Raw genomic sequence first — 25,346 nt, 5'->3', positions numbered from 1 at the left:
TTCTACTCTAACTTTTGGGGGTCGATACCTTTATGAAAGGACTCTTTGTATTCAAGAGAATGACCGAGATGTATGGCCCCTATCCCTTTTTAAAATATAATTGGCTACATTTCTTCCACTTATCGTGACCATCGGGGATCCTCCACCGGGATGTGTCGTTCCACCCGTGTAGAAAAGGTGATGGATATCCTTGCTGACATTGGAAGGACGAAGAAATGCTTCGGTCATACGGTGGGAGGCCAGGCCGTAAAGAGAGCCTTTATAGGCAGAGAATTTATGTTTTATGGTGTCCGGTGTGTAGATTTTCTCCACTTCCAGGGATTCCTTTATAGACAATCCCTTTTCTTCTAATATTTGATAAATCTTCTCTTTATACGACTGAACTTCTTCATCTGTCAATTCGATGGCGGGTGCATTGACAAGGATAAATAAATTACTTCCCTTTGTGACGCTTGGATCTGTGGCTGCCGAATGGCTGATATAGATCGTTGGGTCACTTGGGAGCTTCTTTTCAGAGAATATTTCGGTGAATTCCTTATGATAGTCCTCTGTGAAATAAACCTGATGATGATGAATGGATTCCTGGAAGGTCCTGAGACCCGCTAAAATCACGAAAGCCGAAATCGACGGTTCATAGGAATCAAGCTTCACGTCAGGATGACTCGGTCGATCCCCCTCCTCTATCAATTCTTTCGTAGCGGTGATAAAGTCCCCATTCACGATCACGTCGTCAGCAGGAAGAAATTCTCCATCTTCTGTTGTGACTCCGACTGCCCTTTCCCCCTTCACCACGATCTCTTTCATTCTAACTCCGAGACGTAATCTTCCCCCGAGTTCCTGGAAGAAAGAACGAAACCCTTCGGCAATCCTAGGGTTTCCACCTTTCGTATAGTACACTCCATCTTTCATCTCAAGATGACCGATCAATGAAAAGGTGGCAGGGCACTCATAAGGTGATGAGCCTATATACGTCGCATACCGATTGAACACCTTCAACACTTCTTCATCCCGAAAGAACCTTCTATGAAAATGGTCCATTTTCTCAAAGGGACGGACCTTCATAAAGCTATAGGAAAGACTTGGTGACAGATAATCCTTCCAAGAACCAAATACCCGGTAAAAAAAACCTTTCTCAGCCAATGTAAAAAGCTTTTCTACCTCTTTTAAATACTCTGAATAATGAGCTGCCCCATAGGGATCGATCTCTTTAAGTTCGTTCATCATTTCTTCGGGGTCGGCTGATTGATAGAGGATCCTTCCATCCGGAAAAACGTTTTTCGTATGTTTTACAAGTCTTTCAAACTCAAAATAACGGGAGGAGTCCCCTCCTGCATCATTGATCACTGATTGAAAGACGTGGGGCATCGTAATCGTATTCGGGCCGAAATCAAAGGAGTAGCCGCCGATTTCGACCCGCATCATTTTCCCGCCTGGGTGCTGGTTCTGATCTACGACCGTAACATGATATCCTTTACTTTGAAGGGATATCGCTGCTGACAATCCCCCTAATCCCCCGCCAATGATGATGATATTCTTCATGAATAGGTCCTTCCTTTCCACGTGTATCCCTGATTTTTCATTCCCCTCAGCATAGACGCCCACATGATGAAAATAAAGAAGATGGATGCGATAGGAACCAATAGAAAATGCCATTTTGATTGATTGGAAATGATGTCTATCATGAATGTTTGCACCCATATTCCCAACAAGGGAAGAACGTACCCGAACTCACCCGACACCAACCCGTAAAGGGCTAAAGGCAGGGGAAGGATGTAGAAAATGGAATAAAATAGGGAAAGAAGGATAACCGATATCGGACTTCTTCCCGTGCCTACGTAGATATTCTTCAAAAATCCTTCCCAAACTTCCTTATTCGTTTCATACATATGACAGGTCACGTCAAAGCTATTATTGACAAGTGTCACCTTCCACCCGTTTTCCTTTACTTTCCTTGAGAGGTGGACATCCTCCAGGAGAGACGACTTAACAGCCTCATGTCCACCGCAATCATCGTACGCTTCCTTTTTGAAAAACATAAATGCTCCATGAGCTGCCGTGAATGCACTTCTGGTCGTATGATTTGCCACAGCGAGGGGAAGGTGAAAATAGACGAGAAAGTGCTGGAACGGTACCAGCATTTTACTAAGGAAGGTCGGTAAGGGAAAGTGGGGAAATCCCGTTACAAGCCCCGAATCATATCGTTCCATTTGGAATAATACTTTATCAATGATGGATGGAGAAACCCTAACATCGGCGTCCAGATAAAGATAATACGAACCTGAGGCATGCCGGCTAAGCTCGTTGCAGGCATGGACCTTTCCCACCCACCCTTGTGGAAGGTGCTTTCCATCGATGATCCTGAAGCGGGGATCGTCTTTTGTTAAGCGTGTCAGGAGCTCTCTTGTTCGATCCGTCGACCCATCATCCAATATGATAAATTCCACGGGGGAGTGGGTAATTCTCTTGATGCTTTCGATTAGCCCTTTTACATTTCTTTCCTCGTTCCTCATTGGAACCAGTACGGAAACCAAGTCATTTACCGTCGACTTACGGGATAGCTTTGGTAAAAAAAGCAGATTGATCAACGTAGCCAATAGAAATAGGAAGGTGATCAGTATATAATAATACATCATTTTCTTTCCACCCCTACTTTCTTCTCTTCCAAAAGCTCAACCATTCACTATTTGTCGGAAATCCTTTAAGCAACAATTCAAATGAGGATATGTTTTCATGAATGATATCCTTCTTCAAGCCATCAAGCCTCGTTTCCATACCCATTCTTAAGTGCCCTGTCACCTCTTCCCGTGTTGAGAGCTGACTTCTATCCAAGTTTTCCCGGCCAATCCGGATGAACAACTCGGGTCTTTGATCATGACGGAAAGTATAATAAAATGTGACCATTGTGACAAGGATTTCCGCATTTCGTTCGTACAAATAACCCGGTCCACTCATAAAGGATAAGGGTCTCTTTTCAAGATGCTCTTCCATTCCTTGAGGAAAGATCCAAACCGTTTTCTTCTCTTGTAAACACTTCTCAGCGAATTTCAAAGAAGTGATGAGGTCTTTCGGAGAATGGGGATTGACAGAGAATGCACCGATTTTCCGAAAGAAGGGGAAATCCTCCATTCCTTTCTGGCTCATCATGGCGAAGCTGTCTTCTTTTATCACATGATGATTTAAGTAAAAGACCATCAATCCATCCCACCAGCTTGAATGATTGGCAAGTACCAGGTGACCAGAACCCTGTTGAAACGAGTCTCGTTGGTCTTCGATCCACACACGATAAAAATGCTTTTTGAGCTGGTAAGTAAGATAGCCCGACAGCAGTTGTTGAAATCTCTTACTTTTTTTCGGTTCAATCATGCTACTTTCTCCAATCGTGTTCTTAGAATAAGAGATGCCGTGTAAAATGACGAAGTGACAAGAACCGCAAGCCATAGCCCTTCCACCATAGCCGTCACTATAAACATTAAGATCACAAGGAAGTATAGCTTCCTCATCCGGACGCTCCATTTGGTAGAGAAGCCTTCACGCTCCATCCATATATACAGGAAGCATTGGATGAAAAATGAAACAAAAAACCATCCCAGGAAGTTTTGTGCGGGGATATCATAATATGCTCCCCCTTGATCCCATATCCAGTATTCCCTGCCTTTAAAGGCAACGGGGTCGATGATCAAATCCATTGTCACCGCTAATAGAGAGGTCACTGTACTATAGACTAACGCTCCCCCGACTGTCTTCGCCCTCTTCAAGAGGAACTCAAAATGTGACATGCTGGTGAATACCACCATCACCCAAGCGAAGCCGATTGTCACTGGTACTCCGAATAATTGAAACCCAAAATCCTTTTCATAATGATAGGACCCGAATATCAGACCATAATGGACACCTAAACTCTCGGCGATGATCGTCAGCAGCATGATGCATAAAGATAAGATCAGTCCGGGTCGGGTCCCGAGTCTCTTCATTGCATAAAGAATGGCCAATAACCCTGCTAAATATAAAAAGATGGCATTTGCCCAATGAAGGGACGGAGGCAGCAAGTCGAGCGAAACCAGTATGATTCCCACCCCATACCATATAATAAACACTAACCAAATCCAGTCCTGCCAATGTTTAGTCATTCTTTCCTCCCATATGGTCATTTTCCTCATTCATCATGAGTCCTCGTTTGGTAAGCATATTTCACTCTCTATCCCCATGAAAATATGGTACAGTATGATAGTGAAATCACCATGCTGTATCTGAAGGCATGCAGAAGGAGTACGTTTAATGAGAGAAACTCATACATTGAAAGATAAGATCACACAACTATCCATCATACTCATCCCCATCCTTGTCACGCAGCTCGGGATGTTTGCCATGAATTTCTTCGACACGATCATGTCAGGGAAATATTCTCCCATTGATCTGGCAGGTGTCGCCATCGGCTCTTCCCTTTGGGTACCCGTCTTCACAGGATTAAGCGGGATCCTTTTGGCCGTGACGCCCATCGTCGCCCAATTGAACGGACGAGGCAATAAGAAAGAAGTTCCCCATACCGTGCTTCAAGGTGTATATGCAGCCGTCGCTTTATCCCTTATCGTCATGGTGACTGGGGGACTCGTCCTCAACCCGATATTAAACGGGATGAATATAGAACCGGAAGTCCGTATTGTGGCAAAGGAATATCTCATTGCCCTCTCGTTCGGAATGATCCCCTTATTCATCTATAATGTATTACGATCGTTCATCGACGCCCTGGGGATGACGAGGGTGACCATGTTCATCACTCTCATGTCCCTGCCGATTAATGTCGTATTCAATTATCTTCTTATTTTTGGTAAGTTGGGACTCCCTGCACTTGGAGGGGTGGGTGCAGGTGTTGCCTCTGCCCTCACCTATTGGCTTATTACGCTCATCGCCTTCTGGGTCGTCCATACGAAAGGGCCTTTTAGTCAATATACTATCTTTCGGACCATCCATAAGCCTGACCTTGCCAAGTGGAAAGAAATCTTTGTGATCGGTGTACCGATTGGTTTATCGATTTTCTTCGAAGTAAGCATTTTTTCAGCTGTTACTTTGTTGATGAGCAATTACGATACAGTGGTCATTGCGGGTCACCAGGCAGCGATCAATTTCGCATCCTTCCTCTATATGATCCCACTGAGCATATCCATGGCATTGACCATCGTCGTAGGCTTTGAGGTCGGTGCCAAGAGGCTCCGTGATGCGAAGATTTACAGCTGGATGGGCGTCAGCTTTGCATTGCTGTTAGCTGTCATATATGGAATCATATTACTCGTATTCCGTTCTGAAATCGCCTATCTTTACTCGGATGATGCGTATGTATTAAAATTAACGGCTCACTTCTTATTGTATGCCGTATTCTTCCAGCTTTCAGACGCGATACAAGCCCCTGTCCAAGGTGCCCTTAGAGGATATAAGGATGTCAATATCACCTTCATCATGGCTCTTGTGTCTTATTGGGTGATCGGCCTTCCATTGGGTTATATTCTTGCTAACTACACAACTTTCGGTCCATACGGGTACTGGCTGGGGCTTACATCAGGCTTAACGGCAGGGGCGATCACATTGTCAGGTCGGCTCCTATTTATACAAAAGAAATACAGAAAACAATATAGTCATTAGAATAGGGACCGAATGAGCAACGGACTGCATTACTGCCGTTGCTCTTTATTGATGAAATACCTTCCCAAGTACATCCTTACCACCTGTAACGGGAATGATGGAACCGGTAATGAAATCGGATTCTTCCTGGCATAGGAAAGAAATGATCCTCGCCAAATCCTCCCCTGTTCCCGGTCGGCCAATCGGTGTATGTGGATCATATTGTTCTTTGGCCCTGCTGATTTCACTTTCTTTCCAATCACCTATAATGTCACCAGGGCAGACCATATTTGCCGTTATACCGTTTTTTGCTTCTTCGATTGAAATCGTTTTTGTGAAGGAAGCGAGACCCGCCTTCGCTGCAGCGAAGGCAGATCGGTAAATCCAGCCAGGTGCTGATTCGACCCTGTCATATCCAAATGTGATGATTCTTCCCCATTGTTTTTCACGCATCTTTGGAATCATTAGCCTGGATAAGTAAAATACACTATTTAAATTCCCATTCACAATATAATTCCATTCCTCAGGGGAATATTCGGCAAAAGACTTTCTTTCTTTAACATAGGGTCCGGCATTGTGAATCAGGATGTCGACGCTCTCCACCTTATTCCAGATTTCTGATGCCATCCGTTCACATTCTTCCGGCAAGGAAATGTCCCCTTTGATCGGGATGATGGAATTGGAGTATGTTTGAGTTAATTCATTAACCAACCCCTCTACAAGAGAATCATCGCTTCTATAATTCAGGATGACCGTGTATCCTTGTTTAGAGAACTCCTCCACGGTCTTTCTTCCGATTCCCTTTGATCCGCCCGTTATTAGGACAACTTTATCTTCTTTCATCAAGCTCACTCCACGTACTCGTTATATTTCAATAGTAAGAATGATTATCAGGAAATGCAAATCTAAGCTCTTCCATCATTTGTTCAACATGGTAAAAAGAAAACCGCGTATGCATTCAAATAGTGAAGGGAAAATAAAAAAAACAGCCTCTCCAAAGAGAGACTGCTTTTGATCAAAAGATTACTTACCGATGAACTGTTGAGTCCAGTAGTTACCGTTCTCTACATATCCCACACCGATGTGAGTGTAGTTTGAACTCATGATGTTTTTACGGTGACCTTCACTATTCATCCATGCCTGTACTACTTCTTCAGGAGTCTGTTGACCCATAGCGATGTTTTCACCTGCAGAGCTGTACTCGATACCAAACTGCTTCATCATGTCGAATGGTGAACCATACGTAGGGCTAGTGTGAGAGAAGTAGTTGTTCGCTTGCATATCTTTAGACTTCTCACGTGCTACCTTGCTTAATTCTGCATCTACTTTAAGAGCTGGAAGACCTTGTTTTGCACGTTCCTGGTTAGTCAATTCCACTACTTTTTGTTCAAACTGGCTTAATTGACCAGATTTTTCACTTGCTTGCTCTGATTGTTGTTTTTGCTCATTTGAAGCTGGAGCTGGTGCAGGTGCTTCGGACTTAGGTGCAGGAGCTTCTGCTTTTGGTGCTTCTTCTGGTGCAGGAGCTTCCGCTTTTGGTGCTTCCTTAGCTGGAGCAGGTGCCGCCGCCTCTGCTTTTGGAGCCTGTCCATTCAATAATTCTTGTACATTTATATTTTGACCGTTGATTTGGTATTTTGATAGAACATCTTGAACATATTTGTTTAGATCTTCTTGATTACCATTATATTTAAAGGCGTTCACTTTTTGAGCGACCTTATCTTGTGCCGGGCACGGTGCTGCAGCGTCAGCTTTACCTGCTGCGAATGGAGTTGCTAATAATGTTAATGCTGTTGCTGCTGAAACCATCATTTTCTTATTCATAAAAATGAATTCCTCCTTAGTGAATGTGTTTTTCTTTGCTGCACATTCATCATACCACCCTGTTTTTGTTACATTTACGGGAGAACTTGGTAACTAGTAATCAATTGTTCTATTTTGAAAGACAATTTCCTTATAGTAAGATAGTAACCACTGATTCTAATAGGAAGAAAAGCATTTTTTAAATGATTTACTTACATTTCCAACAGCTGAATGAATTGGATGCTGGAACTAATTATTACCGGTATCTTATTCTTGACAGGTTTTTAAGAGCCCACCCAATGTAACGGATATTACAGGAACATTTCAAAACGGGAAGGATTTCACCCCAAAGAAAGGTATTCATTGCATTTTTTGTCAGAACCGATGAGCAGGTATCCCTTCACATCGAACCCTAGGCGTTTTAATTGTCTCACGCCCACATTACACTCGACGAAATTGCTTCCCATCACAATGACAGGCCCTTCTGGAATATCACTTGCATATCTTCGAATGTATCCGCAAGGCAAGGCTATGACCTCTTCGCAATCTCCTTTTGACGAGTCCTGATAATCCCTGACATCCACTACTACATGTTCTGTCGTCACTTCAAGGGAATTCCATTGTTTTGTTCGTACGGGAAAATATCGATAATAGATCATATATGAGAGTATACTGACTAATACTATTGTTAGTAGAGGCATACTGATATCACCCTTTTCATTAAACTCCCCTCATTATATACCTGAGTAGGTATAGTTGAAAAGCGAACTGCTCATATTTACTTTCATGATGATCATTCCTGATTAGAGATTCCTGTCTTTCATTAATTGTGCGCCCATTTCGATATGTAGCTGGATTAAACGAATTTTATCATCGTTTGACAAGTCGGATTCAGTAATTCTTTTAGTGGCCAAATAATATTTAATTTCAATGGACTTACGAACCCTTGGGTGACTATTTGCATCTTCCAGTTCACGTCTAATGGCTTCTTTTAATATTTGTTCCGGTGAAACGGCATCGTTTGTTAGCATGCGGTTTTTCCATATTTGTCTGTATGATATCAGCAAATCGTTGAATACTACTGACATATTCAATCATCCTTTACATAAAATCTTTATTCTTTAACCATACTAAAAAAAACGAAGAAAGGTGATATCAATGACTACACCCTATCGCTGTCCCAGCTGTAAAACGAATCGAACACGATTTAATATTATACAACAAGTACCTCAGAGTGTGAAACTTGATCCTGCTTCAGGAGAAGTCGTTCAGAATTATGAGCAAAATCAACTCGAGCCATTTCACCTCGCTTACAACGGACCCCAGTTAAAAGTTCAATGTGCGGCTTGTGGCCTGGTGGAGGATGAAATGACCTTTAAGAAATTTGGAGAAAGTACTATGTCCTAATCAGAAAGAGGGTAACCATGCCTGCCACAATCAGCAGACACGGTCACCCTCTTTTATTTAATGGTTATTAGTGATTGGAAGCTTCTTTAAGCTCTGTTTCCTTTTCTTCCTCTGTAACATCTTTATTTGACATCCTTAAAGGGATCTCTTTCATAAAGAAGGTTAAAACAAATCCTACGAGAAGAATCATGGCTCCAATAAAGAAAACATTCGTTAACGCATAACTCAATGATTCTCTTACACCTTCCAGAATGGATGCATAGATCCCTTGGAATTCTTGTGGCAATGTTGATTGAAGCTCTTTTAATTTTCCGCCGTTCATGATGTTCTGTGGATCTTGAAGCTGTTTCATAACGCCAGCCGTTTCAGGATCTGACAGTAATGGAGAGTCTTTTACTGAAGACATTTTCTCTGTCATTTTTGACGTCATGGAAGAATTCATCACGGTTCCCATGATGGCTACCCCTATCGTCCCTCCGATTTGTCTGAACAATTGCGTTGCGGCCGTGGCGACACCAAGGAACTTATGCTGCACTGCGTTTTGAACCGTCAGCGTAAAGACGGGGAAACTCAGTCCAAGTCCTGTTCCTACTATAATGATATTCAGCAGGGCTCTGGCGTTGGTCGTATCCGTATCCATGAAGGATAATAGGATCATACCCGCACTCATGATGAACAGACCAATCAGTGCGAGAAACTTATATTTCCCTGTCTTCGTAATGATTTGTCCCCCGATCGTACTGGCAAATACCATACTCAATGTCATGGGCATCATCACGAGTCCGGATTTCGTCGCGGAGGTACCCATTACGCCCTGAATGAAGAACGGCATATACATAATGGCCCCGAACATCCCGGCTCCGAGAATGAATCCAATGATATTGGAAAGGGTGAAGATCTTATTTTTAAACAATTGTAGTGGAAGTACAGGGTTACTAGCTCGTTTTTCCGTTATGATGAATAGGATCAGTGCTACAACCGAGGTAGTCAGTAGTCCAATGATTTGAAGGGAAACCCATTCATAATCGTTTCCACCCCACGTAAAGGCCAGTAATAACGGAATGATCGTTAAAGTCAGCATGATGGATCCCAGGTAATCCACTTTCAAACCTCTATTCGGTTCTTGGGAAGGGAACATTTTATAAATCATCCCAAATGCGATGAATCCTACCGGAAGGAATACCCAGAATACCCAGTGCCAATCGGCATTATCTACGATCCAGCCTCCGAGTGTCGGACCGAATACACTGGCTAAACCAAACACACTGCTCATCAGCCCCTGCCACTTCCCTCTTTCTCGTGGAGAGAATAAGTCCCCGACAGCAGTAAAGGCGGTGGACATGATCATACCGGCACCGAATCCTTGAATCCCCCGGAAAATGATTAACTGTATGATGGAAGCGGATAGTCCGTTTAAGAACGAACCAATCATAAAGACTCCTATTCCAAGTAAGATAAAAGGCTTCCTTCCATACATATCGGATAATTTACCGACCAAAATGGCGGTTACGGAGCTGGTCAACATGAAGATGGTGAATACCCAGCTATAATAGTCCATACCTCCGATTTCAGAAATGATCTTTGGCAATGCGGTTCCCACAATGGTCTGATTCAATGCGGCGAATAACATGGCTGACATGATTGCAATCATGATCAGTACTTTTTTACGATGTTCTAAGTGCTCCATATTCTCTGTCTCCCTCAATATTTATAGTATGAATAATTAACCAACTTAAGTAAATGAGCATAATAGAAGGGATGACCAATCTACAGGTCAACCCTTTTTTCATTCCTGTCAATTATATGGCTGAACACCTCTGATTCTGAAGCAGAACAGTGACATTTACAGGATAGTATCTTGAAACACGTTATGACTTACGAACGGATGAACTCATCAATTTCTCGAACAGTTCGATCAGGTGCTCGATCTCCTCTTTTTCAAAGGTTTGGAATAACTGCTGAAAATAGTGCGACTTCTTCTCTTCACATTGTGCCAGCACTTCCACTCCTTCAGGAGTAACGGCCAACTCTACGACTCTACGATCTTCATTGGATCGCTGTCTGGTAATATAGCCTTTTTCAACTAGTGTATCTGTAATGGACGTAATGTGACTTGCGGAGACTTCCATTCGCTTTGAAATTTCCGAGGATTTCAGCGCACCATTTTCCCTGATGAGTTGGAGCACCCGGAATTCCCCATTTGAAATGAATTCTCCAAAAATGGTTCGAATATCTGATTTCATCATTCTAAACACGGACCTGAACAGTCCTTCTAGCTCGAACAATTCTTTTCCCACTAAAAATCGACCTTTCTTACACTCAATAAATACTTCACTAAGTTAACTATTAAATAATATACATTTTTTTTGATCTTGTCAATGGTTTAAATTTGTTATGACCATTATTATATTGAATCCCCTTTTATAGAAAAACGGATTAAGGACTCCCCCACCCCCTCCGGATTAATCCGTCAGGTCAATCTTCTGTAAAGAGTGTACTATTTCTTCTTTATGTAAATTTTCTCCGATTATGACGAAGTTGGTAGGGTATTTCATATCTCCGGGCATAAATAGGGGCATCCCGTATGAGTATTGAAATAACGTTGGATAGTTCCTTCCTTGCAAAGGGACGTATCCCTTCATCCTGTATATGGAACCTGGCTGGCTTTTCACCCATTCCTCAAAAGCTTCTCCATTCACTTTCCCGCTGAACGTATAAACAACCGCCTGGAGAGTCAGATGTTCCCCAATGGAAGCTCGATCATGCGTAAGTGTTTCTTGTTGTGCTTTTAAAGAAAGAATATCTTTCATGGATACTTGAGAGTAATTCGTTAAATACACCTTGGCATTCTGATTCATTTGTTGTAGTTCGTAAGAGAATGTCCCCTGCTCCATTTCAGTCAGCAAATCCATTTTATTCGCAATGATGAACTGGGCATGACGGATTTGCTCTCTCATCAAATGTAAGACAGCCGGACTGAAGTCCCCCCTGTTCCGCCATTGAAGTCCATCCACCACCGTGAGGATACCCCTGAATTCAAATTGATCGGCAAACAGAGGGGACAGAATGGAATCGACCACCTCAACTGGATGTGCAGCACCCGTTGTTTCAATGACCAGTACATCGAAGTCTTCGTTCAGTAGAAGTTCCTGGAGCTGGGACTCCAATTTCTCTGAAATGGTACAGCAAATACAGCCATCAAGAAGTTCACGCAGTGCTGTGTCATCATCAACCGCATCACTATCGATGGATACACTTCCTAATTCATTCATCAACACTGCGGGTTTTTTATCATGATCCTTTAAGGATTTCAGCAATTGTTTAAGTAAAGTCGTTTTTCCACTGCCAAGAAATCCGGATAATATATAGACATCTTTTTTCATGTAATCTTCCTTTCCTTTGATCCCTATACACATTTTATTAGAAAGTGAATAGGAACACAACGGACATCACCGATGGATGACAATGGGCAGGGAAGAATTATTCGTTTAAGGAGCGTTATCCACTTTTTTTTAGCATAGAATGAAATATGGCTGTATACCGTCGTATTGATACCTGAAGAATCAGTAAAAGGTGGGAATATTCATGTATTATGAGAAGATTGTTCCGCTTAAACTTAGAGATTTCCTGAAGAATCCTTCTCATGAAACATTGAAGGATCTGTTACTTCATAATACAGGCGAAACAGATTATGTGGATTTCAAGTCCGATTGGATCGAATTCACCAAGATGGCAAAACATATCCTTGCCATTTCCAATACAGGAGGTGGATGCATCATCGTCGGTGTGATGCAATTTGATGACGGATCAGTCGATTTAAAAGGATTGACCGATGAAGAATTTCTCGATAAAGCAGATGTTGATAATAAACTTCAACATCTGCTGCCTAAATATGTGCGTTATCGCACCGAAGATTTCATTTTCCCTGAAAGCACCCATCCATTGATGAGCCTGAAACGATTCCAAGTCCTCATCATCGATTATGATCCAAGGTACGTTCCTTACACTTCCATTGTCACAAGGGGGGAATTGCGATATGGAGCAATTTATGCCAGACAAGGAACCAAGACGATTGAAGCCACTCACGACAAATTAGTGGATGTCATCCTCCGGAAAGTGCAGTCAGGAGGGTCAGACAGCGATGAAAAAACATTGAAGGAGCACCTTGAGCACTTAAAAATCCTTCATACGGAACATGATCTGGCAGAAGATCAGAAATATAAAGACTATCTGCACGAATTGATCATAAGGAAAATGAAAAAGATTGAATCGTTCCTGGACCTTGATTCTTCTGAATTTCATTCATGGTGACTTGAACCAAGAAAATCCATGATGGCTTCCCGATTCTTTTGTTCATCCATATCAAGGACCAGTCCTGCATGGGCAGCCTTAAGATCAGTGAAGCTTCCTTCAACCGGTATCCTGAGCGTATCCACTTTGTCGATTGGATGCAGCATGACAGACATCCCGTATTTCATTACTTCACTTATAGGAGTGGAGGTTTCCACGTTTTTCAATCCCTCTCTGATGAGTGATACAAGCGTCCTCATTCCTTCACCCGTCTCCATTTTTTCCATCAGGCTCTTTTCTGCCAATGACATGATTTCCTGCTGTCTTTCCACTCTCCCAAAGTCGTTCTGACTATCCCCCCTGAACCTTACATACTGCAGGATTTCTTCTCCTTTCAGTACGTTTTCCCCCGGTTCTCTCGACCAATTCCAGTGAGCGATCATTGGCTCTGTCACCGTAACCGGTACCCCTTCAGGAAACACAAGGTCCATCATACTGATGAACTTGTTGAAATCAATCTTAACGGTATGGTGAATGTCCAGATGGAAGTTTTTTTGTATCGTATCAGCCAGCAATTCTTCCCCTCCCCAGGAATATGCATGATTAATCTTGCTCTTTTCATATCCGGGAATCTCGACGAATGTATCCCTCATGATTGAAATGATCTTTAGGGTCGATGACTCTGGCCTGTATTGAGCCACCATTAATACGTCAGCCCGTGCAGGTTCATTTTTACGCTGATCCGAACCTATTAGAAGGAAGTTGACCGTTTGCTTATTTTCATCAAGGGTAAAAGGAAATACCGATTCATCGGAAGTATTTAATACTTTTTTCGGGGTAGTCTCCTCTTCTACAGCAGGCAATCCTTCATTCTTCCAAATCGGTGAACAGCTCACTGCTACAAAGAGAGAAAACAGGATGGAAAGGACTAACGCTATCTTTTTCATTGAATCACCTCATATATACTTTCATTGTTGGTATGGAATGAACATTCTATACAAGGATTAAGAAACCAATTCGGCAATCGGACCCTGCTTCCGGACAAAAAAAAGATCCCAGGTCAAATCACCTGGGATCTAGGATTTATTGATCTTTATTTAACACTTCAATCGCCTTTTTCAGTTGGGGATCGTTTTCTTTCAGCTTTTCTCTTAGGTCGGTCATAAGCTTCAAGATGGTTTCCCCGTTCAGTGTACCTGTCACTTCGAGGTCGTTTTCCCCTTGGAATTCCTTAACGGCTGCCGTTGTATCTGCATCATAATAGCCGTCTACTTTCCCTGGGTCTAAATCCAGAGCTTCGAGCATTTGCTCTGCTGTTTTCACGGAATCTGATAAATCTTCTTCCTTTAGTTCCTTGTCCGGGTTGATATAAGGAAGCTGGGCATAATCAGGCATCTTCACTTCGACATCTGGCTTGATTCCTTTTTCATGAATCCAGTTTCCTTTAGGCGTCAGCCATTTAGCCGTCGTGAACTTCATATTTGAGCCATCTTTGAAGGTTTCGGCCGTCTGGACGGTCCCCTTACCGAATGTCTTCGTCCCAACCAAAGGTATATCATTGGATTCGCTTACGGCTGCTGATAGAATTTCTGCAGCACTTGCACTTCCTTCATCGACCAGGACGGCTGTAGGGACTTCTACTTTCTGACCTGATTCTGAAACATACTTTTCCACTTTTCCATTACTGTCTTTCACCTGGAATAAGACTTCACCTTCAGGTACAAACAGATTCGAGATCTTGACAGCTTGATCAAGTAATCCACCCGGATTTTGTCTAAGATCCAGAACGAGTTTCTTCATGCCTTTATGGTTCATTTCATTTAACGCTTCTGTCAATTCTTTATACGTATTTTCTGAAAAGCTTGTGATTTGGATTTCTGCTACACCATTATCTTTCATTTCAGCATAAACCGTTTCGATCGGTATCTCATCTCTGGTGATGGTGACCTCCATCGGTTTATCCTGACCTGGCCGTTGAATGGTCAGCGTTACCTTTGTGCCTTTTTCTCCACGAATGAGAAGAACGGCATCTGTTACAGACATCCCCTGAATGCTTTTGTCATCTACCTTTGTGATGATGTCGTTAGGCTGCAGGCCGGCTTTTTCTGCAGGGGAACCTTTAATTGGAGAGACGATGGAGATGTAGCCATCTTTCTCCTGTATTTCTGCTCCTATCCCTTCAAACGAAGAAGAAATGCTTTCCTGGAACTTCTTCGCCTCTTCCTCATTCATATAATCGGAATAGGGATCCCCGACGCTATCGATCATCCCATTGATCGCACCGTTCACAAGTTTGTCCTGATCCAGGTCCTTGTAATAGTTCTGATTTAACTTATCATAGGCTTCATACAGCTTCTGAAATTCCGATCGTTCTGTAACCCCTACGTTGACTGCTTTTTCATCTCCAAACGCCAATGCAAATGTTGTAATTCCTGCCGTTAGGAATACAAGGAAAAATAAGAGCATGACGAATTTGAATTTTTTCATTTTTATATAACTTGACTGGGTTTCCTGTTGTGCCTGTTCTGTCTTATCTTGTTCCAAAGCTTCCACCACTTTCGTTGCTATGTATCTTGTGTGAATTTTCGTTTAGAATATCATGAAACATTCCCCTGAGCAATCTTAAGCTCATAACTTCTTCATTCTATCAGCTTTTCCATGTTAGCGAAAGGAAAATCCATCTTCCCCATTATAATGCGTCAAAATCGTCGTAAAAAACCCCACCGTGCTTACAGCTAACAAAGAATATAAAAATGCTCCCATCCCAATAATGGGGAATCCTGCTATAAGGACGATGCTATCAAAGGCGAAGATCAACTTACCGACATTCCATCCAAAACTCTTTCCAATTAATTGTGCCAATAAGTCAGATCCACCCGTAGCAGAATTCCCCCTCAACATGAGGCCGATTCCGATCCCGACAAAAGCACCGCCCAAAAAAGCACTTAATAGTGGCGGAAGATGTAAGAGGGTATGCCAATGATAAAAATAATCGATCATTAAAGAGGACAACCATAGCCCGTGTATACTGTTATAAAAAAGGATTCGATCTTTAAAGAATGCAAGCAGATAAAGGGGGATACTCAGAAGGATGATGGTAAGACCTGGTTTCACACCGAGCCAATAGTGGGCAATCAAACCGATCCCGATCATGCCCCCATCGAGAAAATGATGGGGGACGAAAAATAGATTGATGCCTATACCGACGAAAATACTGCCAATGATGATTATACTGAACACTCTCATCATACCATCCACCCACCCATTCCAAATTGGACATCCCTTATTACTGTTGTATGTGGAAATGTAATAAAAGAGAACAAAGCGGAACGGAATTCGTCGACTTTAAAAGCAGATAGACCTTGATATCCTTAAATCCCCATCTAAAAAAGGGTCAGGAACCATAGGCCCTGACCCTTTTTCAACATTAGATTTTCTTTACGTTTTTAAAGTATTCCTCAAGTGTCCAATCGTTTTCATGAATTACTTTAGCGGCTTCCATTCCGACATATCTAAAGTGCCAAGGTTCATATTGATACTGTGTAATGGACACCTTATCTTCGGGATAGCGAAGAATGAACCCGTACTTATATGCGTTCTCTGCCAGCCATTTTCCTTCTTTCGTATCAGCGAATTCTATATTCACTTGGAATTGGTTACTTTGACTGGAAATATCCATAGCCAATCCTGATTGGTGCTCACTTTGTCCCGGAGGCGCAACGGCCATGACCGCCTTTTCTTCACCGAATTGGGCTATTTCCCTGTCCAGGAGCATTTTTTGGTACTCGTATGAACGGTAACCTGAAATTGCTGTCAGGAATACCCCTCCCGCTTTGGCATCTGCGAACATCTTTTCCAACTGGTCTGCCGCTTCTTTACGGAGGTGCGCTTTTTCAAGGTCCTGATCCCCGAATACGAATGGAACGTTTGGTCGGACCAGATCGGCAGGTTTGTATTCATCTAAAGCATATTCCTTATTTACCAATGCTAATAAATTGGAGGGATTTTGAATAACCTGCTTTCCGTCCACAACTTTTACGTCATTGAAGTATTGGGACTCTAATTGCAGCTCTTTAGGAACCGCTTCTTCGGCAGGCTGCTGTTCCGGCAATGCTTGTTCATCCTGCCCGTTGTCAGGCGTTTGAACCTTTGGTTCCTTTTCCTTTGTCTCTTGCTGCTTTTGGCCAAATAATTCGTCTGACCACTCTTCCACTTGCGAACAACCTGATAATAAAACCAGGGAGGCAGCAGTTATGAAGATGATCTTTTTCATACTTTCACCTAGTTTCTCTATAATGGTTCCATTCTCCATCTTACCATGCCCGGGACAATATGTAAGCAGGAGAAACTTCACATAATGAAAAACTGCCTATAAACCCGACTAGGGATTGTAAGCAGTTTTTTTCTATTGCCTTTATGAATTAATCTTGAATGGCCGCTTCTAAAGCCACTTCAATCATTTCATTGAAAGTCGTCTGACGCTCTTCTGAAGAAGTTTCTTCCCCTGTCAGGATATGGTCGCTTACAGTCAGAACCGAAAGGGCATTTCGACCATATTTGGCTGCCAATGTGTAAAGGGCGGACGTTTCCATCTCAATGGCCAGGATACCATATTGAGCCCACTTTTCATGCTCCGCATTGTCATTGTAGAACATATCGGCTGTGAATACGTTTCCGACTTTCAGATTAAGTCCTTTTTCTACCCCTGCATCGTATGCCCGTTTTAAAAGATCGAAGTTCGCCGTAGGAGAATAATCGATCCCGTTGAACGTTAGTTTATTCATTTGAGAATCAGTGGACGATGTCATGGCCAGGATGACGTCACGTACTTTGACGTCCTTTTGAATGGCTCCACATGTACCGACACGAATCAGGTTCTGAACGTTATAACTTTGCATCAATTCATTGATATAAATTGAAATCGACGGAACACCCATGCCAGTTCCCTGCACCGAAATTCTTTTTCCTTTGTACGTTCCCGTGTATCCAAACATATTTCGGACTTCGTTGTAGCATGTTACATCTTCTAAGAACGTTTCTGCAATATACTTCGCTCTAAGTGGATCCCCAGGTAAAAGAACTGTTTCTGCAATTTCGTTTTCTTTTGCATTGATATGTATACTCACTAAACTATTCCTCCTATCAAGACTGTTGAAAGACCATTGTAATTCTTTTTCCGGACATATGCAACGCTAGGAAATGGAAGGATAGAACGATGAATGAGGGGTCAAAATAAAGGCAGAAGGAGTGATAAAACCATGGCAAAAGAACAAATGAGCAAAAAACTGAAGCAAGCCGTACAACATGCAAATGAAACCAACCCTTCTACCCGGTCGGGGACACAACCAACTTCTTCAAGAACAGAAAAACTTAAATCATAAAAAAGGGGGACACATCGATGGGAAAAAAGCACCGAAATAGAATCAATGCCCCTAAGAAAAATAATCATATCCCGAAAGAAGCATTGGATGCCGAGCATAATGCACACGGGAAAGAGAACACAGGTCTAAATAGAAAAAATGGTCCTGGACATAATATGTGAGGACTCATAAAAAAGGAAAGAATCCACCCTATGAGGCAGATTCTTTCCTTTTTCAAATGGTACTTTATCTAATGAATGACGATCCGGTTCACCCGCTTCCAGCCATTTGGCTGCAGCCGATAATAATGATGGCCCCTCCGTCCTTCATCAATGAAAACGATGTCTCGTGTAGCAATATATCTGCCTTGATAATCCTTTGGAACCAAGTCTGGTACATTAAACGTTCTGAATGTCTGATACAGGGCTTCTTCATGATTATTTGCTTCAACCGAGATACGATAAACCTTTTCGTAACCTTTATCCTCCCCATAATTAGGGGTTTGGAAAATAGTCACGTCATAGGTCGATCTCAAGAGCTTTGGACGTATGATTTTTTCAAGTAAAGGCATGAGCACCCCTCCGTCATTATGTTGTACTCATACAATTACACAAACAGCGTGTCGAATCCTTCACAGAATCATGGGAATCTTTGTCGAATGGAATTTTTCACGCAAATTTGTCGATGGCTTGTTGAAGTTTCACTCCTAAACGGGGAACATCGGAAGAGCTTATGGTCAGTCTGACCATGGATTCATCCATTTCGAGAGCCTCAGCCAGGAACCCACCCAGTCCCCTCGCCCGTCTGTCCACTTCCAGAAGCAGTTCCACCCGGTCTTCCGTTTGATTCAGGAACATCACTTCAAGTTCATCCAATTTACGCTGATATGGTCCATTTACCGGTACAAACTCAAACTCCTGAATAAAAGGATATCTCCCTCTGAAACGTTTCGGCGCCTCTTCACATTCCACTGTTCGAATTCTGAAGCCGAGTTCCTGTACAGAAGTCAGGACGGCATTCGTCAACTGATTCGGCACGATTTCAATATAGTCTTTGTCTTTTGGATCCACTGCATTTTTGATATCGACCCCTGTGGCTACCCATACCCTCGTGTTCCCATATGTGATCGGGGTTTCGAAGGGAAGGGTGAAGGTAAAGGGAAATTCTTTTTTTTCATTTTCCAAAACGGAGAATGGATTGGATATTTGCACCTTCTGAATCGGGGCGTAATCTGTATATTTCTTGTCATCCGATTCACGGATATATGTAGTGAAAAGGGTTAGATAGATGGCATCGATACTCTGCTCCGTACTTCCTCCCGTAATTTCCACCACCCCGTTTACCGTCTCCCCTGCAACGTAGCTCGATTTCTCCAATTTCGTATCCACTGTGGCTGCTCCAATACCGATTGAAGCAAATACTTTATTAAAAAATGACATATGAAAATTCCTCCTCGTATATTGTTTGTGTACTATTTCAATCCACTTTAATAAATCCCCGCTAGACTCAGAGCCTACATGATAGTCTTCGTCCCTTCATTTCAAGATTATAAATCTACTTTTAAGGAATTCTTCCACCAAACACTTTTTTCCTTCTTGCTATAACAATTCCTCAAGATGCGGGGGAGATAAAGTTTCAGGTGGATTCCATCCATTCCCGACATATTGGACGTGATTAGAAAATAACTTCTTGTAAGGGCGTAAATCAAGAAGTGTTTCTTTATATGTATCTATATACGATTCACCTCAAGTTTAGTTTCACACGAGAGAATATTTTTCATTTTTTTTTGAGAGAGGTGTGATTACTTGGGTTATTCACCGTTTCAAGTCATCTCAAACCTATTCAAACCGGGTAAACATACGAATATGTCCCCCCTTCTTGATGTTCAGGCGGTTTACAGGCTTTACCGTGAAATGAAGCAGGAACCGGTCCCTGATGTCTATTTTCCTGAAGAACAAGCGTTGTTCAAGCAAATTTTCATCAAAGTGAAAAAAGCTAATGTCAATAACCTGACAAGAACTTCTTCCTATCTTGATATATTCAAAAAACACCCTGAACTGCACTGGTCCTTTCTTGCCCACATGGTATCGAGAAATGCCGGTTATCATATGACAGATATCCAGAACGATCTGCTCTCACATGTAATGAGTCACACCGAACAACAATCTCTATTCGAGTTCCTGGAACGATGTAATGCAGCGATCTTCGAAGACGCGTATCCTCAACTATTACTTTATGAAAACTGGAAATTAACCGGCCGCCACTCCTTTCACCTCCTGAAAAAGTTCAACGTTTCAATATTCATGCGGAAGCTATGGGCAGATTATCTCAAGACGGGGAATCACCCTGTGTTGACCACCGCACTCATTATGAATGAGCAGCACCTGATTCAAAACAAGATATTATCCAGTCCAAATCTAAATATGGGAATTGAAAAGTGGAAGTTTTTCCTGCAGGACCGGCTTGAATTCACTTCCATCCTCTTCCCTTATGGCAAGCAGTCCCCATCCTCCCTGGCAGGCCTTTCCGTTTCCCACTTTGAGAAAGTGGATCGCAGAATTCAATTAGGCAAGAAATTATATAGAGTATTATTCCATCCGAATGTTTACCCCACTGCACTATCTTTCTCACTTCACCATCCTCATACGGGATCCAGGGAAGATTATTGGCCGCATATTTACTCAAGTGTGAAGAAAAGAAAGCATTTATTCAGCCCCGAGCTAAGAGCTGTCTGGGAAAATATTCATTATGACGATCCTTCGTCGCCGGATTGGTTTAGAGAGCAGCCGATTGAGGTGATGTCTCCCCTTTTGACGATGACTGACCCTCACCATTTCTCTATGACCCGTAAATGGAAAGCAAGAACGACTATTCTTTTGAAACTAAAAAGGGATTGACTCAAAATAATGTGCCCCCCTTCCTCCATAAATGAAGGTCTGGGAGACACACCAGAGTCAATCCCTGTTATATGAATGGTCGTTGGCATACTAATTGAAATCCAGATCGATGGGTGAATAGAATCTAAACCTCATCTTCCCATTCTTCATCAATGATACATTTGGCAATCAGATACTCGAATGTGATGTCCGCTATTTCTTCCAGCTCATCTTCTGATGGTGCATATCCTCTTTGGATCAGTTCTTTCATAAAGAACTCAGCAATTTCCTCGGTGTCGATAAAGACTTCTATCTCCCGCATGTGATCGCCCCCTTTGATTCTCAATTTATGATAATACTATCCCGGTTATGCCAGAAAAAAAAAGTTTTCATAACACTTTAAAGACAAGCATAGACTTTATCATCAAAGGTAGAGGAGCGATAATATGTTACATACATTTACCCAAAAAACGAAATCGATGGTAAGAGACCTGGAGAATGGAGAAGGGATCATTGTTTCAGGCATGCAATGGATCCTTCGTGTCATACTATTATCATTCCTGGTCATAAGCGTCCCGGTTTTTCTATATATTATGTGGCTTATTCCTTCTCTTTGACGATGGACTGTGTATTTGTATGATTCTTCAACTGTTCTAACACATAATCCATTTTATTCTTGTATTTACTATCATTGAATAATAGATACAGTGTTTTGTAGTCATTGTAATGATCAAGGAGCTGATCAATCCAGGTTGGCTTTGGAAATGCAGGTGAATGGAGCGATTTGGATTTACCTTCTTTTTTTTGCGGGAAGACAAATCCATATTTTTTTATGAAAGCTTCCGCCTGCTCTTCATCGGCAACCAGGGTAATTTCATCTTCGTCCGCCTCCAGCCACTCCCCATCCGTGATCCTCATTAATTCATAGATCACGTCTTCCCATGCATCATCTTTATATCGCCATATCTCTGTTCTGAAACCCACCACTTTAAAGAGATCCTCTTCGTATCCCTTTACAAGGACAAGGTCACCAAACAGAAATTTGTATTCAATATCGATCTGTTCCTGTTCAAAAATATATCCATCATAAGAATCAAGCAGTTCTAATGCTTTTTCCTTGAATAACCCTTCACTTTCATTGACCTCATATAAAAACTCTCCGTCAATCTTTTTAATGTCTGTGATTTTCCCGACGGTACCATAAATTGTGACGACTACCGTTTCCCCAACTCTGAATCTAGGCTCTTTTCGTTTCTTCATTCTCCCCTCACCCTTAATCGCCTTTTTTATATGATATGCAATAACAATCATATCGGTATACACGAAATCCCTGACTATCTTTTCTTTAGGGTAAGAAATGTTTACATGAAATGACCAAAAAACGAATCAATCAGCTTATGGTGAACTTTAATAATTTTTTCTATTAAAGGGGAAGTGCTGGTTGATTTCCGCTGCAGGTGCTCGCTTTCCGCGGGGCGTGAGTTGAGCCTCCTCGGGCTAAAGCCCTGCGGGGTCTCAACTTTCCCGCTATTCCCGTCGGAGTCGAGCACCTTCCGCTCCAATCAACTTTCTGTGTATGCATTTCTAAATACTCTAAAAACCTGCACGTTTTTTTCAACAGCCAATTTTAGCTACTAAAGCTGAGATCATCATATTTCACACCTGTCATTTTGATAGCTCTGTCTAACAAGTCTTATTTAGATGGTGAGGGGAACTGCGTAGACTCCTGTGGAAAACGGGCGTGCCAAGACCCCGGAAGCGAAAGCTGAGGAGGCTTGGCCGAACGTCCACGGAAAGCGAAGCAGTTCCCCTCACCATCCACCATGTACTAATTGACAGAGCATTTGAAGATCCAGTTATTAAAGTCAGTCTGCGAAAAGAGCTTTGCTTTTTAAAAAAGGACCGACGTTTGCGGGAAACAAATGTCAGTCCTTTGGCTTGGATTATCATTAATCTTTTTCTTCTAATTGGTACTGGTCCCAGGCCATGTCGAAGATGGACATGCTTTCAAGGTAGTGTCCATTCATTTCGAGATAGGAGCTGATTTCATTGTATTGCCCGGACTGTTTCGGAAAGCTGTGATCATCATAAGCTGAATTCGCAAATCGGGTGATATCATCCTTGGCAGTAGGTTGCCTGTATTTCATCAAATAATGATAAAAGGATTTTCTCATCTCTTCCACCTGCCCTCGTTCTTTCTTTTCTAAAAGGATAGCGGAAGAAGATGAATTCGTAAAGTGTTTGCTTCAAATGAGAGCATATCGATGCCTCCACCTGCTAAAATCGAAAATAATTCTTCTTAAGTAAGCGGGGAAGGGCCATTAACTCTTTATAAGAAATCACCTTATCAATTAACCTCGTATCGATCAGCATCAGCTGGTCCTCGATTTCATTGATGATAGATTCCTCTTGATATTCCATTCCGCAATGACTGCAGGAAAGGCCCGGGACATTCGCAATCTGGACCGCCCGTGAGCCATCGGGCAACTCCCAATACACACTTGATTGATGAGCATGAGCCGTGTTCTCTTCACACCATTCGCACAGTTTCACCGTATTTTCAGCCATTGATGGTTTCTTCCTTATCATCATTTTTGTCCTGATTCATTTTTGAAAGCATCGCTTTATGCTTCTTTTCCTTCAGCTGATCCCTTTTTCCCCTGAAGTCCTTGAGAGAGTTATGATCCGGGTTCTCCTGATATTCCTTGCGACGTTCCAAACGCTTGAGACCTGCAGGCGTAAGAGAGGAATGTGTCTGATTCATCAATCCAGCGATCCCTATGGTAGGTTCATTGATTTCTTCATCATGATAAACTTCTTTAAAGTATTCATCCGCCCTTCCTGCTACGTATTCCTCCGGTTCCGGATAGGTGGAAATGACGCCTTCGAAATTCCTTACGACCACTTTCGAAGCACTTTGGGATATCAGGTAATTCGGTTGCAGGGATATTTTCCCTCCGCCTCCGGGAGCATCCAACACGAAGGTCGGTACGGCGTAACCCGATGTGTGTCCCCTCAATCCTTCAATGATTTCAAGCCCTTTGCTGACAGGTGCCCTGAAATGACCGATTCCCTCCGATAGGTCACATTGATAAATATAATACGGGCGCACGCGAATTTTAACCAGATCGTGCATAAGTTTCTTCATGATTGGAACGCTGTCATTGATGCCAGCCAGGATCACAGCTTGATTCCCTACAGGAACCCCTGCATTCACAAGCATCTCACATGCCTTTTTGGACTCTTCCGTAATTTCAATGGATGTATTGAAGTGAGTATTTAACCAAACCGGATGGTATTTCTTTAATATATTACACAGGTTTTCAGTGATCCGTTGTGGAAACACGACAGGAGCCCTCGTTCCGATCCGGATGATCTCGACATGGGGGATGTCCCTCAGGTTCTTTAAAATATACTCTAATATTTGATCATTGATCAAGAGACCATCCCCGCCTGAGAGCAGGACGTCCCTTACGCTCGGCGTTTCCCTAATATATTCAATGGCCGCGTCAAGCTGCTTCTTCGGGACACCCATTCCGATCTGCCCGGAAAACCTCCTTCTCGTACAGTATCTGCAGTACATGGAACATTGATTGGTGACGAGGAATAACACCCTGTCCGGGTATCTGTGCGTTAACCCCGGTACCGGTGAATCCTCATCTTCATGCAAAGGATCTTCCAGGTCATACTTTGTTTTATGGATCTCCTGGCCAATCGGAACGGATTGCATCCGGATCGGGCAGCGGGGGTCATCCTCATTCATCAGCCATGCATAGTAAGGAGTGATATTCAACGGAATGGTCTTGGTTGAAATTTTGACCCCTTCTTCTTCCTCCGGCGTCAGGTTCACCACTTTCTTTAAGTCATCAAGGGTTCTGATTGTGTTTGTCAGCTGCCATAACCAGTCATTCCATTGTTCATCCGTGACATCTTTCCAAAGCTCAATATCCTTCCAATCCCTTTTTGGTTTATAGAGATTCATTTTCATCTATTCCAC

General features: G+C 42.5%; 30 protein-coding genes. 7 read left to right on the top strand and 23 right to left on the bottom strand.

From position 1 onward, the window contains the following. Positions 1-51 precede the first annotated feature (51 nt). The 4 genes from N5C46_RS01540 to N5C46_RS01525 are packed head-to-tail and all read right to left on the bottom strand — an operon-like array spanning position 52 to position 4,127. Positions 52-1,539, bottom strand: a complete 1,488-nt coding sequence (locus N5C46_RS01540) for a phytoene desaturase family protein (protein WP_261750629.1) — start codon at positions 1,537-1,539, stop codon at positions 52-54. Beyond that, complete coding sequence (locus tag N5C46_RS01535; RefSeq protein WP_261750628.1) at positions 1,536-2,633, bottom strand: glycosyltransferase family 2 protein; 1,098 nt, start codon at positions 2,631-2,633, stop codon at positions 1,536-1,538. The genes N5C46_RS01540 and N5C46_RS01535 overlap by 4 nt, the downstream gene beginning before the upstream one ends. Before the next feature lie 13 nt (positions 2,634-2,646). Further along, complete coding sequence (locus N5C46_RS01530; RefSeq protein WP_261750627.1) at positions 2,647-3,363, bottom strand: lysophospholipid acyltransferase family protein; 717 nt, start codon at positions 3,361-3,363, stop codon at positions 2,647-2,649. Continuing rightward, positions 3,360-4,127, bottom strand: a complete 768-nt coding sequence (locus N5C46_RS01525) for a carotenoid biosynthesis protein (RefSeq protein ID WP_261750626.1) — start codon at positions 4,125-4,127, stop codon at positions 3,360-3,362. The genes N5C46_RS01530 and N5C46_RS01525 overlap by 4 nt, the downstream gene beginning before the upstream one ends. 148 nt (positions 4,128-4,275) lie before the next feature. Between N5C46_RS01525 and N5C46_RS01520 the strand changes: the two genes are divergently transcribed. Beyond that, a complete protein-coding gene (locus tag N5C46_RS01520) occupies positions 4,276-5,634 on the top strand; it encodes an MATE family efflux transporter (RefSeq protein WP_261750625.1) in 1,359 nt (452 codons plus the stop codon). A gap of 45 nt (positions 5,635-5,679) precedes the next feature. On the opposite strand, the gene N5C46_RS01515 is transcribed toward N5C46_RS01520, so the two are convergent. The 4 genes from N5C46_RS01515 to N5C46_RS01500 all read right to left on the bottom strand — a co-directional run bounded on the left by N5C46_RS01515 (position 5,680) and on the right by N5C46_RS01500 (position 8,504). Beyond that, positions 5,680-6,456 carry an SDR family oxidoreductase gene (locus N5C46_RS01515; protein ID WP_261750624.1) on the bottom strand — a complete coding sequence of 259 codons (777 nt, stop codon included), beginning with the start codon at positions 6,454-6,456 and terminating at the stop codon, positions 5,680-5,682. A gap of 180 nt (positions 6,457-6,636) precedes the next feature. Continuing rightward, positions 6,637-7,437: a CAP domain-containing protein gene (locus N5C46_RS01510; RefSeq protein WP_261750623.1), complete on the bottom strand. Its 801-nt coding sequence runs from the start codon at positions 7,435-7,437 to the stop codon at positions 6,637-6,639. 320 nt (positions 7,438-7,757) lie between these two features. Further along, positions 7,758-8,117: a hypothetical protein gene (locus N5C46_RS01505; protein WP_261750622.1), complete on the bottom strand. Its 360-nt coding sequence runs from the start codon at positions 8,115-8,117 to the stop codon at positions 7,758-7,760. Positions 8,118-8,219: 102 nt separating this feature from the next. Beyond that, entirely contained in the window at positions 8,220-8,504 is a 285-nt protein-coding gene (locus tag N5C46_RS01500) for a hypothetical protein (RefSeq protein WP_261750621.1), read from the bottom strand. A gap of 70 nt (positions 8,505-8,574) precedes the next feature. Between N5C46_RS01500 and N5C46_RS01495 the strand changes: the two genes are divergently transcribed. After that, entirely contained in the window at positions 8,575-8,823 is a 249-nt protein-coding gene (locus N5C46_RS01495; protein WP_224519717.1) for a DNA alkylation repair protein, read from the top strand. 67 nt (positions 8,824-8,890) lie between these two features. Here the strand turns inward: N5C46_RS01495 and N5C46_RS01490 are convergent, their stop codons facing one another. The 3 genes from N5C46_RS01490 to N5C46_RS01480 all read right to left on the bottom strand — a co-directional run bounded on the left by N5C46_RS01490 (position 8,891) and on the right by N5C46_RS01480 (position 12,206). Then, positions 8,891-10,510, bottom strand: a complete 1,620-nt coding sequence (locus N5C46_RS01490) for an MDR family MFS transporter (protein WP_261750620.1) — start codon at positions 10,508-10,510, stop codon at positions 8,891-8,893. 181 nt (positions 10,511-10,691) lie between these two features. Then, the gene (locus N5C46_RS01485; RefSeq protein WP_261750619.1) at positions 10,692-11,108 is read right to left on the bottom strand and encodes a MarR family winged helix-turn-helix transcriptional regulator; all 417 of its coding nucleotides are present in this window, start codon (positions 11,106-11,108) and stop codon (positions 10,692-10,694) included. Between the two features lie 177 nt (positions 11,109-11,285). After that, positions 11,286-12,206, bottom strand: coding sequence for a CobW family GTP-binding protein (locus tag N5C46_RS01480; protein WP_261750618.1), 921 nt, complete (start codon positions 12,204-12,206; stop codon positions 11,286-11,288). A gap of 202 nt (positions 12,207-12,408) precedes the next feature. Here N5C46_RS01480 and N5C46_RS01475 point away from each other — a divergent pair, with 202 nt between their 5' ends. Next, positions 12,409-13,134 carry an AlbA family DNA-binding domain-containing protein gene (locus N5C46_RS01475; protein ID WP_079531946.1) on the top strand — a complete coding sequence of 242 codons (726 nt, stop codon included), beginning with the start codon at positions 12,409-12,411 and terminating at the stop codon, positions 13,132-13,134. On the opposite strand, the gene N5C46_RS01470 is transcribed toward N5C46_RS01475, so the two are convergent. From N5C46_RS01470 to deoD, 5 genes are all read right to left on the bottom strand, one after another. After that, a complete protein-coding gene (locus tag N5C46_RS01470; RefSeq protein ID WP_261750617.1) occupies positions 13,122-14,060 on the bottom strand; it encodes an LCP family protein in 939 nt (312 codons plus the stop codon). The two genes, N5C46_RS01475 and N5C46_RS01470, sit on opposite strands and share 13 nt — an antisense overlap. Before the next feature lie 136 nt (positions 14,061-14,196). Beyond that, positions 14,197-15,657 carry a lmo1851 family serine protease gene (locus N5C46_RS01465; RefSeq protein ID WP_261750616.1) on the bottom strand — a complete coding sequence of 487 codons (1,461 nt, stop codon included), beginning with the start codon at positions 15,655-15,657 and terminating at the stop codon, positions 14,197-14,199. Positions 15,658-15,774: 117 nt separating this feature from the next. After that, the gene (locus tag N5C46_RS01460; protein ID WP_420720431.1) at positions 15,775-16,359 is read right to left on the bottom strand and encodes a YitT family protein; all 585 of its coding nucleotides are present in this window, start codon (positions 16,357-16,359) and stop codon (positions 15,775-15,777) included. Positions 16,360-16,540: 181 nt separating this feature from the next. Then, on the bottom strand, positions 16,541-17,386 hold the full coding sequence (locus tag N5C46_RS01455) for a M15 family metallopeptidase (protein WP_261750614.1): 846 nt from the start codon (positions 17,384-17,386) through the stop codon (positions 16,541-16,543). A 148-nt stretch (positions 17,387-17,534) separates the two neighbouring features. Next, positions 17,535-18,239: a purine-nucleoside phosphorylase gene (deoD, locus tag N5C46_RS01450; RefSeq protein WP_261750613.1), complete on the bottom strand. Its 705-nt coding sequence runs from the start codon at positions 18,237-18,239 to the stop codon at positions 17,535-17,537. A 132-nt stretch (positions 18,240-18,371) separates the two neighbouring features. On the opposite strand from deoD, the gene N5C46_RS01445 reads away from it, so the two are divergent. Then, positions 18,372-18,494, top strand: coding sequence for a hypothetical protein (locus N5C46_RS01445; protein WP_261750612.1), 123 nt, complete (start codon positions 18,372-18,374; stop codon positions 18,492-18,494). A gap of 17 nt (positions 18,495-18,511) precedes the next feature. Beyond that, positions 18,512-18,655: a hypothetical protein gene (locus N5C46_RS01440; protein WP_167562123.1), complete on the top strand. Its 144-nt coding sequence runs from the start codon at positions 18,512-18,514 to the stop codon at positions 18,653-18,655. Between the two features lie 68 nt (positions 18,656-18,723). Here the strand turns inward: N5C46_RS01440 and N5C46_RS01435 are convergent, their stop codons facing one another. Together N5C46_RS01435 and N5C46_RS01430 are read right to left on the bottom strand one after the other, a co-directional pair. After that, positions 18,724-19,044, bottom strand: coding sequence for a YodL domain-containing protein (locus tag N5C46_RS01435; RefSeq protein ID WP_098440115.1), 321 nt, complete (start codon positions 19,042-19,044; stop codon positions 18,724-18,726). Between the two features lie 97 nt (positions 19,045-19,141). Then, a complete protein-coding gene (locus N5C46_RS01430) occupies positions 19,142-19,912 on the bottom strand; it encodes a sporulation protein (protein WP_261750611.1) in 771 nt (256 codons plus the stop codon). A 366-nt stretch (positions 19,913-20,278) separates the two neighbouring features. On the opposite strand from N5C46_RS01430, the gene N5C46_RS01425 reads away from it, so the two are divergent. Beyond that, positions 20,279-21,370, top strand: coding sequence for a DUF2515 family protein (locus tag N5C46_RS01425; RefSeq protein ID WP_261750610.1), 1,092 nt, complete (start codon positions 20,279-20,281; stop codon positions 21,368-21,370). Between the two features lie 124 nt (positions 21,371-21,494). Here N5C46_RS01425 and N5C46_RS01420 read toward each other — a convergent pair whose 3' ends face one another. After that, a complete protein-coding gene (locus tag N5C46_RS01420; protein ID WP_079531952.1) occupies positions 21,495-21,671 on the bottom strand; it encodes a YozD family protein in 177 nt (58 codons plus the stop codon). Positions 21,672-21,795: 124 nt separating this feature from the next. Between N5C46_RS01420 and N5C46_RS01415 the strand changes: the two genes are divergently transcribed. Continuing rightward, positions 21,796-21,966, top strand: coding sequence for a hypothetical protein (locus tag N5C46_RS01415; RefSeq protein WP_156029996.1), 171 nt, complete (start codon positions 21,796-21,798; stop codon positions 21,964-21,966). On the opposite strand, the gene N5C46_RS01410 is transcribed toward N5C46_RS01415, so the two are convergent. The 4 genes from N5C46_RS01410 to ablA form a co-directional block, all read right to left on the bottom strand. Continuing rightward, the gene (locus N5C46_RS01410) at positions 21,950-22,609 is read right to left on the bottom strand and encodes a hypothetical protein (RefSeq protein ID WP_034758621.1); all 660 of its coding nucleotides are present in this window, start codon (positions 22,607-22,609) and stop codon (positions 21,950-21,952) included. The two genes, N5C46_RS01415 and N5C46_RS01410, sit on opposite strands and share 17 nt — an antisense overlap. Positions 22,610-23,298: 689 nt before the next feature. Then, positions 23,299-23,523: a YozE family protein gene (locus N5C46_RS01405; RefSeq protein ID WP_261750609.1), complete on the bottom strand. Its 225-nt coding sequence runs from the start codon at positions 23,521-23,523 to the stop codon at positions 23,299-23,301. A 103-nt stretch (positions 23,524-23,626) separates the two neighbouring features. Next, positions 23,627-23,917: a YokU family protein gene (locus N5C46_RS01400; protein WP_261750608.1), complete on the bottom strand. Its 291-nt coding sequence runs from the start codon at positions 23,915-23,917 to the stop codon at positions 23,627-23,629. Beyond that, entirely contained in the window at positions 23,910-25,337 is a 1,428-nt protein-coding gene (ablA, locus tag N5C46_RS01395; RefSeq protein ID WP_224519702.1) for a lysine 2,3-aminomutase, read from the bottom strand. Before ablA ends, N5C46_RS01400 begins: the two co-directional genes overlap by 8 nt. Positions 25,338-25,346: the final 9 nt, after the last annotated feature.

It is taken from the genome of Rossellomorea vietnamensis, from assembly GCF_025398035.1.
GTDB lineage: Bacteria > Bacillota > Bacilli > Bacillales > Bacillaceae_B > Rossellomorea > Rossellomorea vietnamensis_B.
This window is presented reverse-complemented; position numbering and strand designations above follow the sequence as displayed.

Bases quoted from the DNA above. Each gene is read 5' to 3' on its own strand.
- N5C46_RS01540 (WP_261750629.1), bottom strand. From the start codon at position 1,539: ATGAAGAATATCATCATCATTGGCGGGGGATTAGGGGGATTGTCAGCA.
- N5C46_RS01535 (WP_261750628.1), bottom strand. From the start codon at position 2,633: ATGATGTATTATTATATACTGATCACCTTCCTATTTCTATTGGCTACG.
- N5C46_RS01530 (WP_261750627.1), bottom strand. From the start codon at position 3,363: ATGATTGAACCGAAAAAAAGTAAGAGATTTCAACAACTGCTGTCGGGC.
- N5C46_RS01525 (WP_261750626.1), bottom strand. From the start codon at position 4,127: ATGACTAAACATTGGCAGGACTGGATTTGGTTAGTGTTTATTATATGG.
- N5C46_RS01520 (WP_261750625.1), top strand. From the start codon at position 4,276: ATGAGAGAAACTCATACATTGAAAGATAAGATCACACAACTATCCATC.
- N5C46_RS01515 (WP_261750624.1), bottom strand. From the start codon at position 6,456: ATGAAAGAAGATAAAGTTGTCCTAATAACGGGCGGATCAAAGGGAATC.
- N5C46_RS01510 (WP_261750623.1), bottom strand. From the start codon at position 7,437: ATGAATAAGAAAATGATGGTTTCAGCAGCAACAGCATTAACATTATTA.
- N5C46_RS01505 (WP_261750622.1), bottom strand. From the start codon at position 8,117: ATGCCTCTACTAACAATAGTATTAGTCAGTATACTCTCATATATGATC.
- N5C46_RS01500 (WP_261750621.1), bottom strand. From the start codon at position 8,504: ATGTCAGTAGTATTCAACGATTTGCTGATATCATACAGACAAATATGG.
- N5C46_RS01495 (WP_224519717.1), top strand. From the start codon at position 8,575: ATGACTACACCCTATCGCTGTCCCAGCTGTAAAACGAATCGAACACGA.
- N5C46_RS01490 (WP_261750620.1), bottom strand. From the start codon at position 10,510: ATGGAGCACTTAGAACATCGTAAAAAAGTACTGATCATGATTGCAATC.
- N5C46_RS01480 (WP_261750618.1), bottom strand. From the start codon at position 12,206: ATGAAAAAAGATGTCTATATATTATCCGGATTTCTTGGCAGTGGAAAA.
- N5C46_RS01475 (WP_079531946.1), top strand. From the start codon at position 12,409: ATGTATTATGAGAAGATTGTTCCGCTTAAACTTAGAGATTTCCTGAAG.
- N5C46_RS01470 (WP_261750617.1), bottom strand. From the start codon at position 14,060: ATGAAAAAGATAGCGTTAGTCCTTTCCATCCTGTTTTCTCTCTTTGTA.
- N5C46_RS01460 (WP_420720431.1), bottom strand. From the start codon at position 16,359: ATGAGAGTGTTCAGTATAATCATCATTGGCAGTATTTTCGTCGGTATA.
- N5C46_RS01455 (WP_261750614.1), bottom strand. From the start codon at position 17,386: ATGAAAAAGATCATCTTCATAACTGCTGCCTCCCTGGTTTTATTATCA.
- N5C46_RS01445 (WP_261750612.1), top strand. From the start codon at position 18,372: ATGGCAAAAGAACAAATGAGCAAAAAACTGAAGCAAGCCGTACAACAT.
- N5C46_RS01440 (WP_167562123.1), top strand. From the start codon at position 18,512: ATGGGAAAAAAGCACCGAAATAGAATCAATGCCCCTAAGAAAAATAAT.
- N5C46_RS01435 (WP_098440115.1), bottom strand. From the start codon at position 19,044: ATGCCTTTACTTGAAAAAATCATACGTCCAAAGCTCTTGAGATCGACC.
- N5C46_RS01430 (WP_261750611.1), bottom strand. From the start codon at position 19,912: ATGTCATTTTTTAATAAAGTATTTGCTTCAATCGGTATTGGAGCAGCC.
- N5C46_RS01420 (WP_079531952.1), bottom strand. From the start codon at position 21,671: ATGCGGGAGATAGAAGTCTTTATCGACACCGAGGAAATTGCTGAGTTC.
- N5C46_RS01415 (WP_156029996.1), top strand. From the start codon at position 21,796: ATGTTACATACATTTACCCAAAAAACGAAATCGATGGTAAGAGACCTG.
- N5C46_RS01410 (WP_034758621.1), bottom strand. From the start codon at position 22,609: ATGAAGAAACGAAAAGAGCCTAGATTCAGAGTTGGGGAAACGGTAGTC.
- N5C46_RS01405 (WP_261750609.1), bottom strand. From the start codon at position 23,523: ATGAGAAAATCCTTTTATCATTATTTGATGAAATACAGGCAACCTACT.
- N5C46_RS01400 (WP_261750608.1), bottom strand. From the start codon at position 23,917: ATGGCTGAAAATACGGTGAAACTGTGCGAATGGTGTGAAGAGAACACG.
- ablA (WP_224519702.1), bottom strand. From the start codon at position 25,337: ATGAAAATGAATCTCTATAAACCAAAAAGGGATTGGAAGGATATTGAG.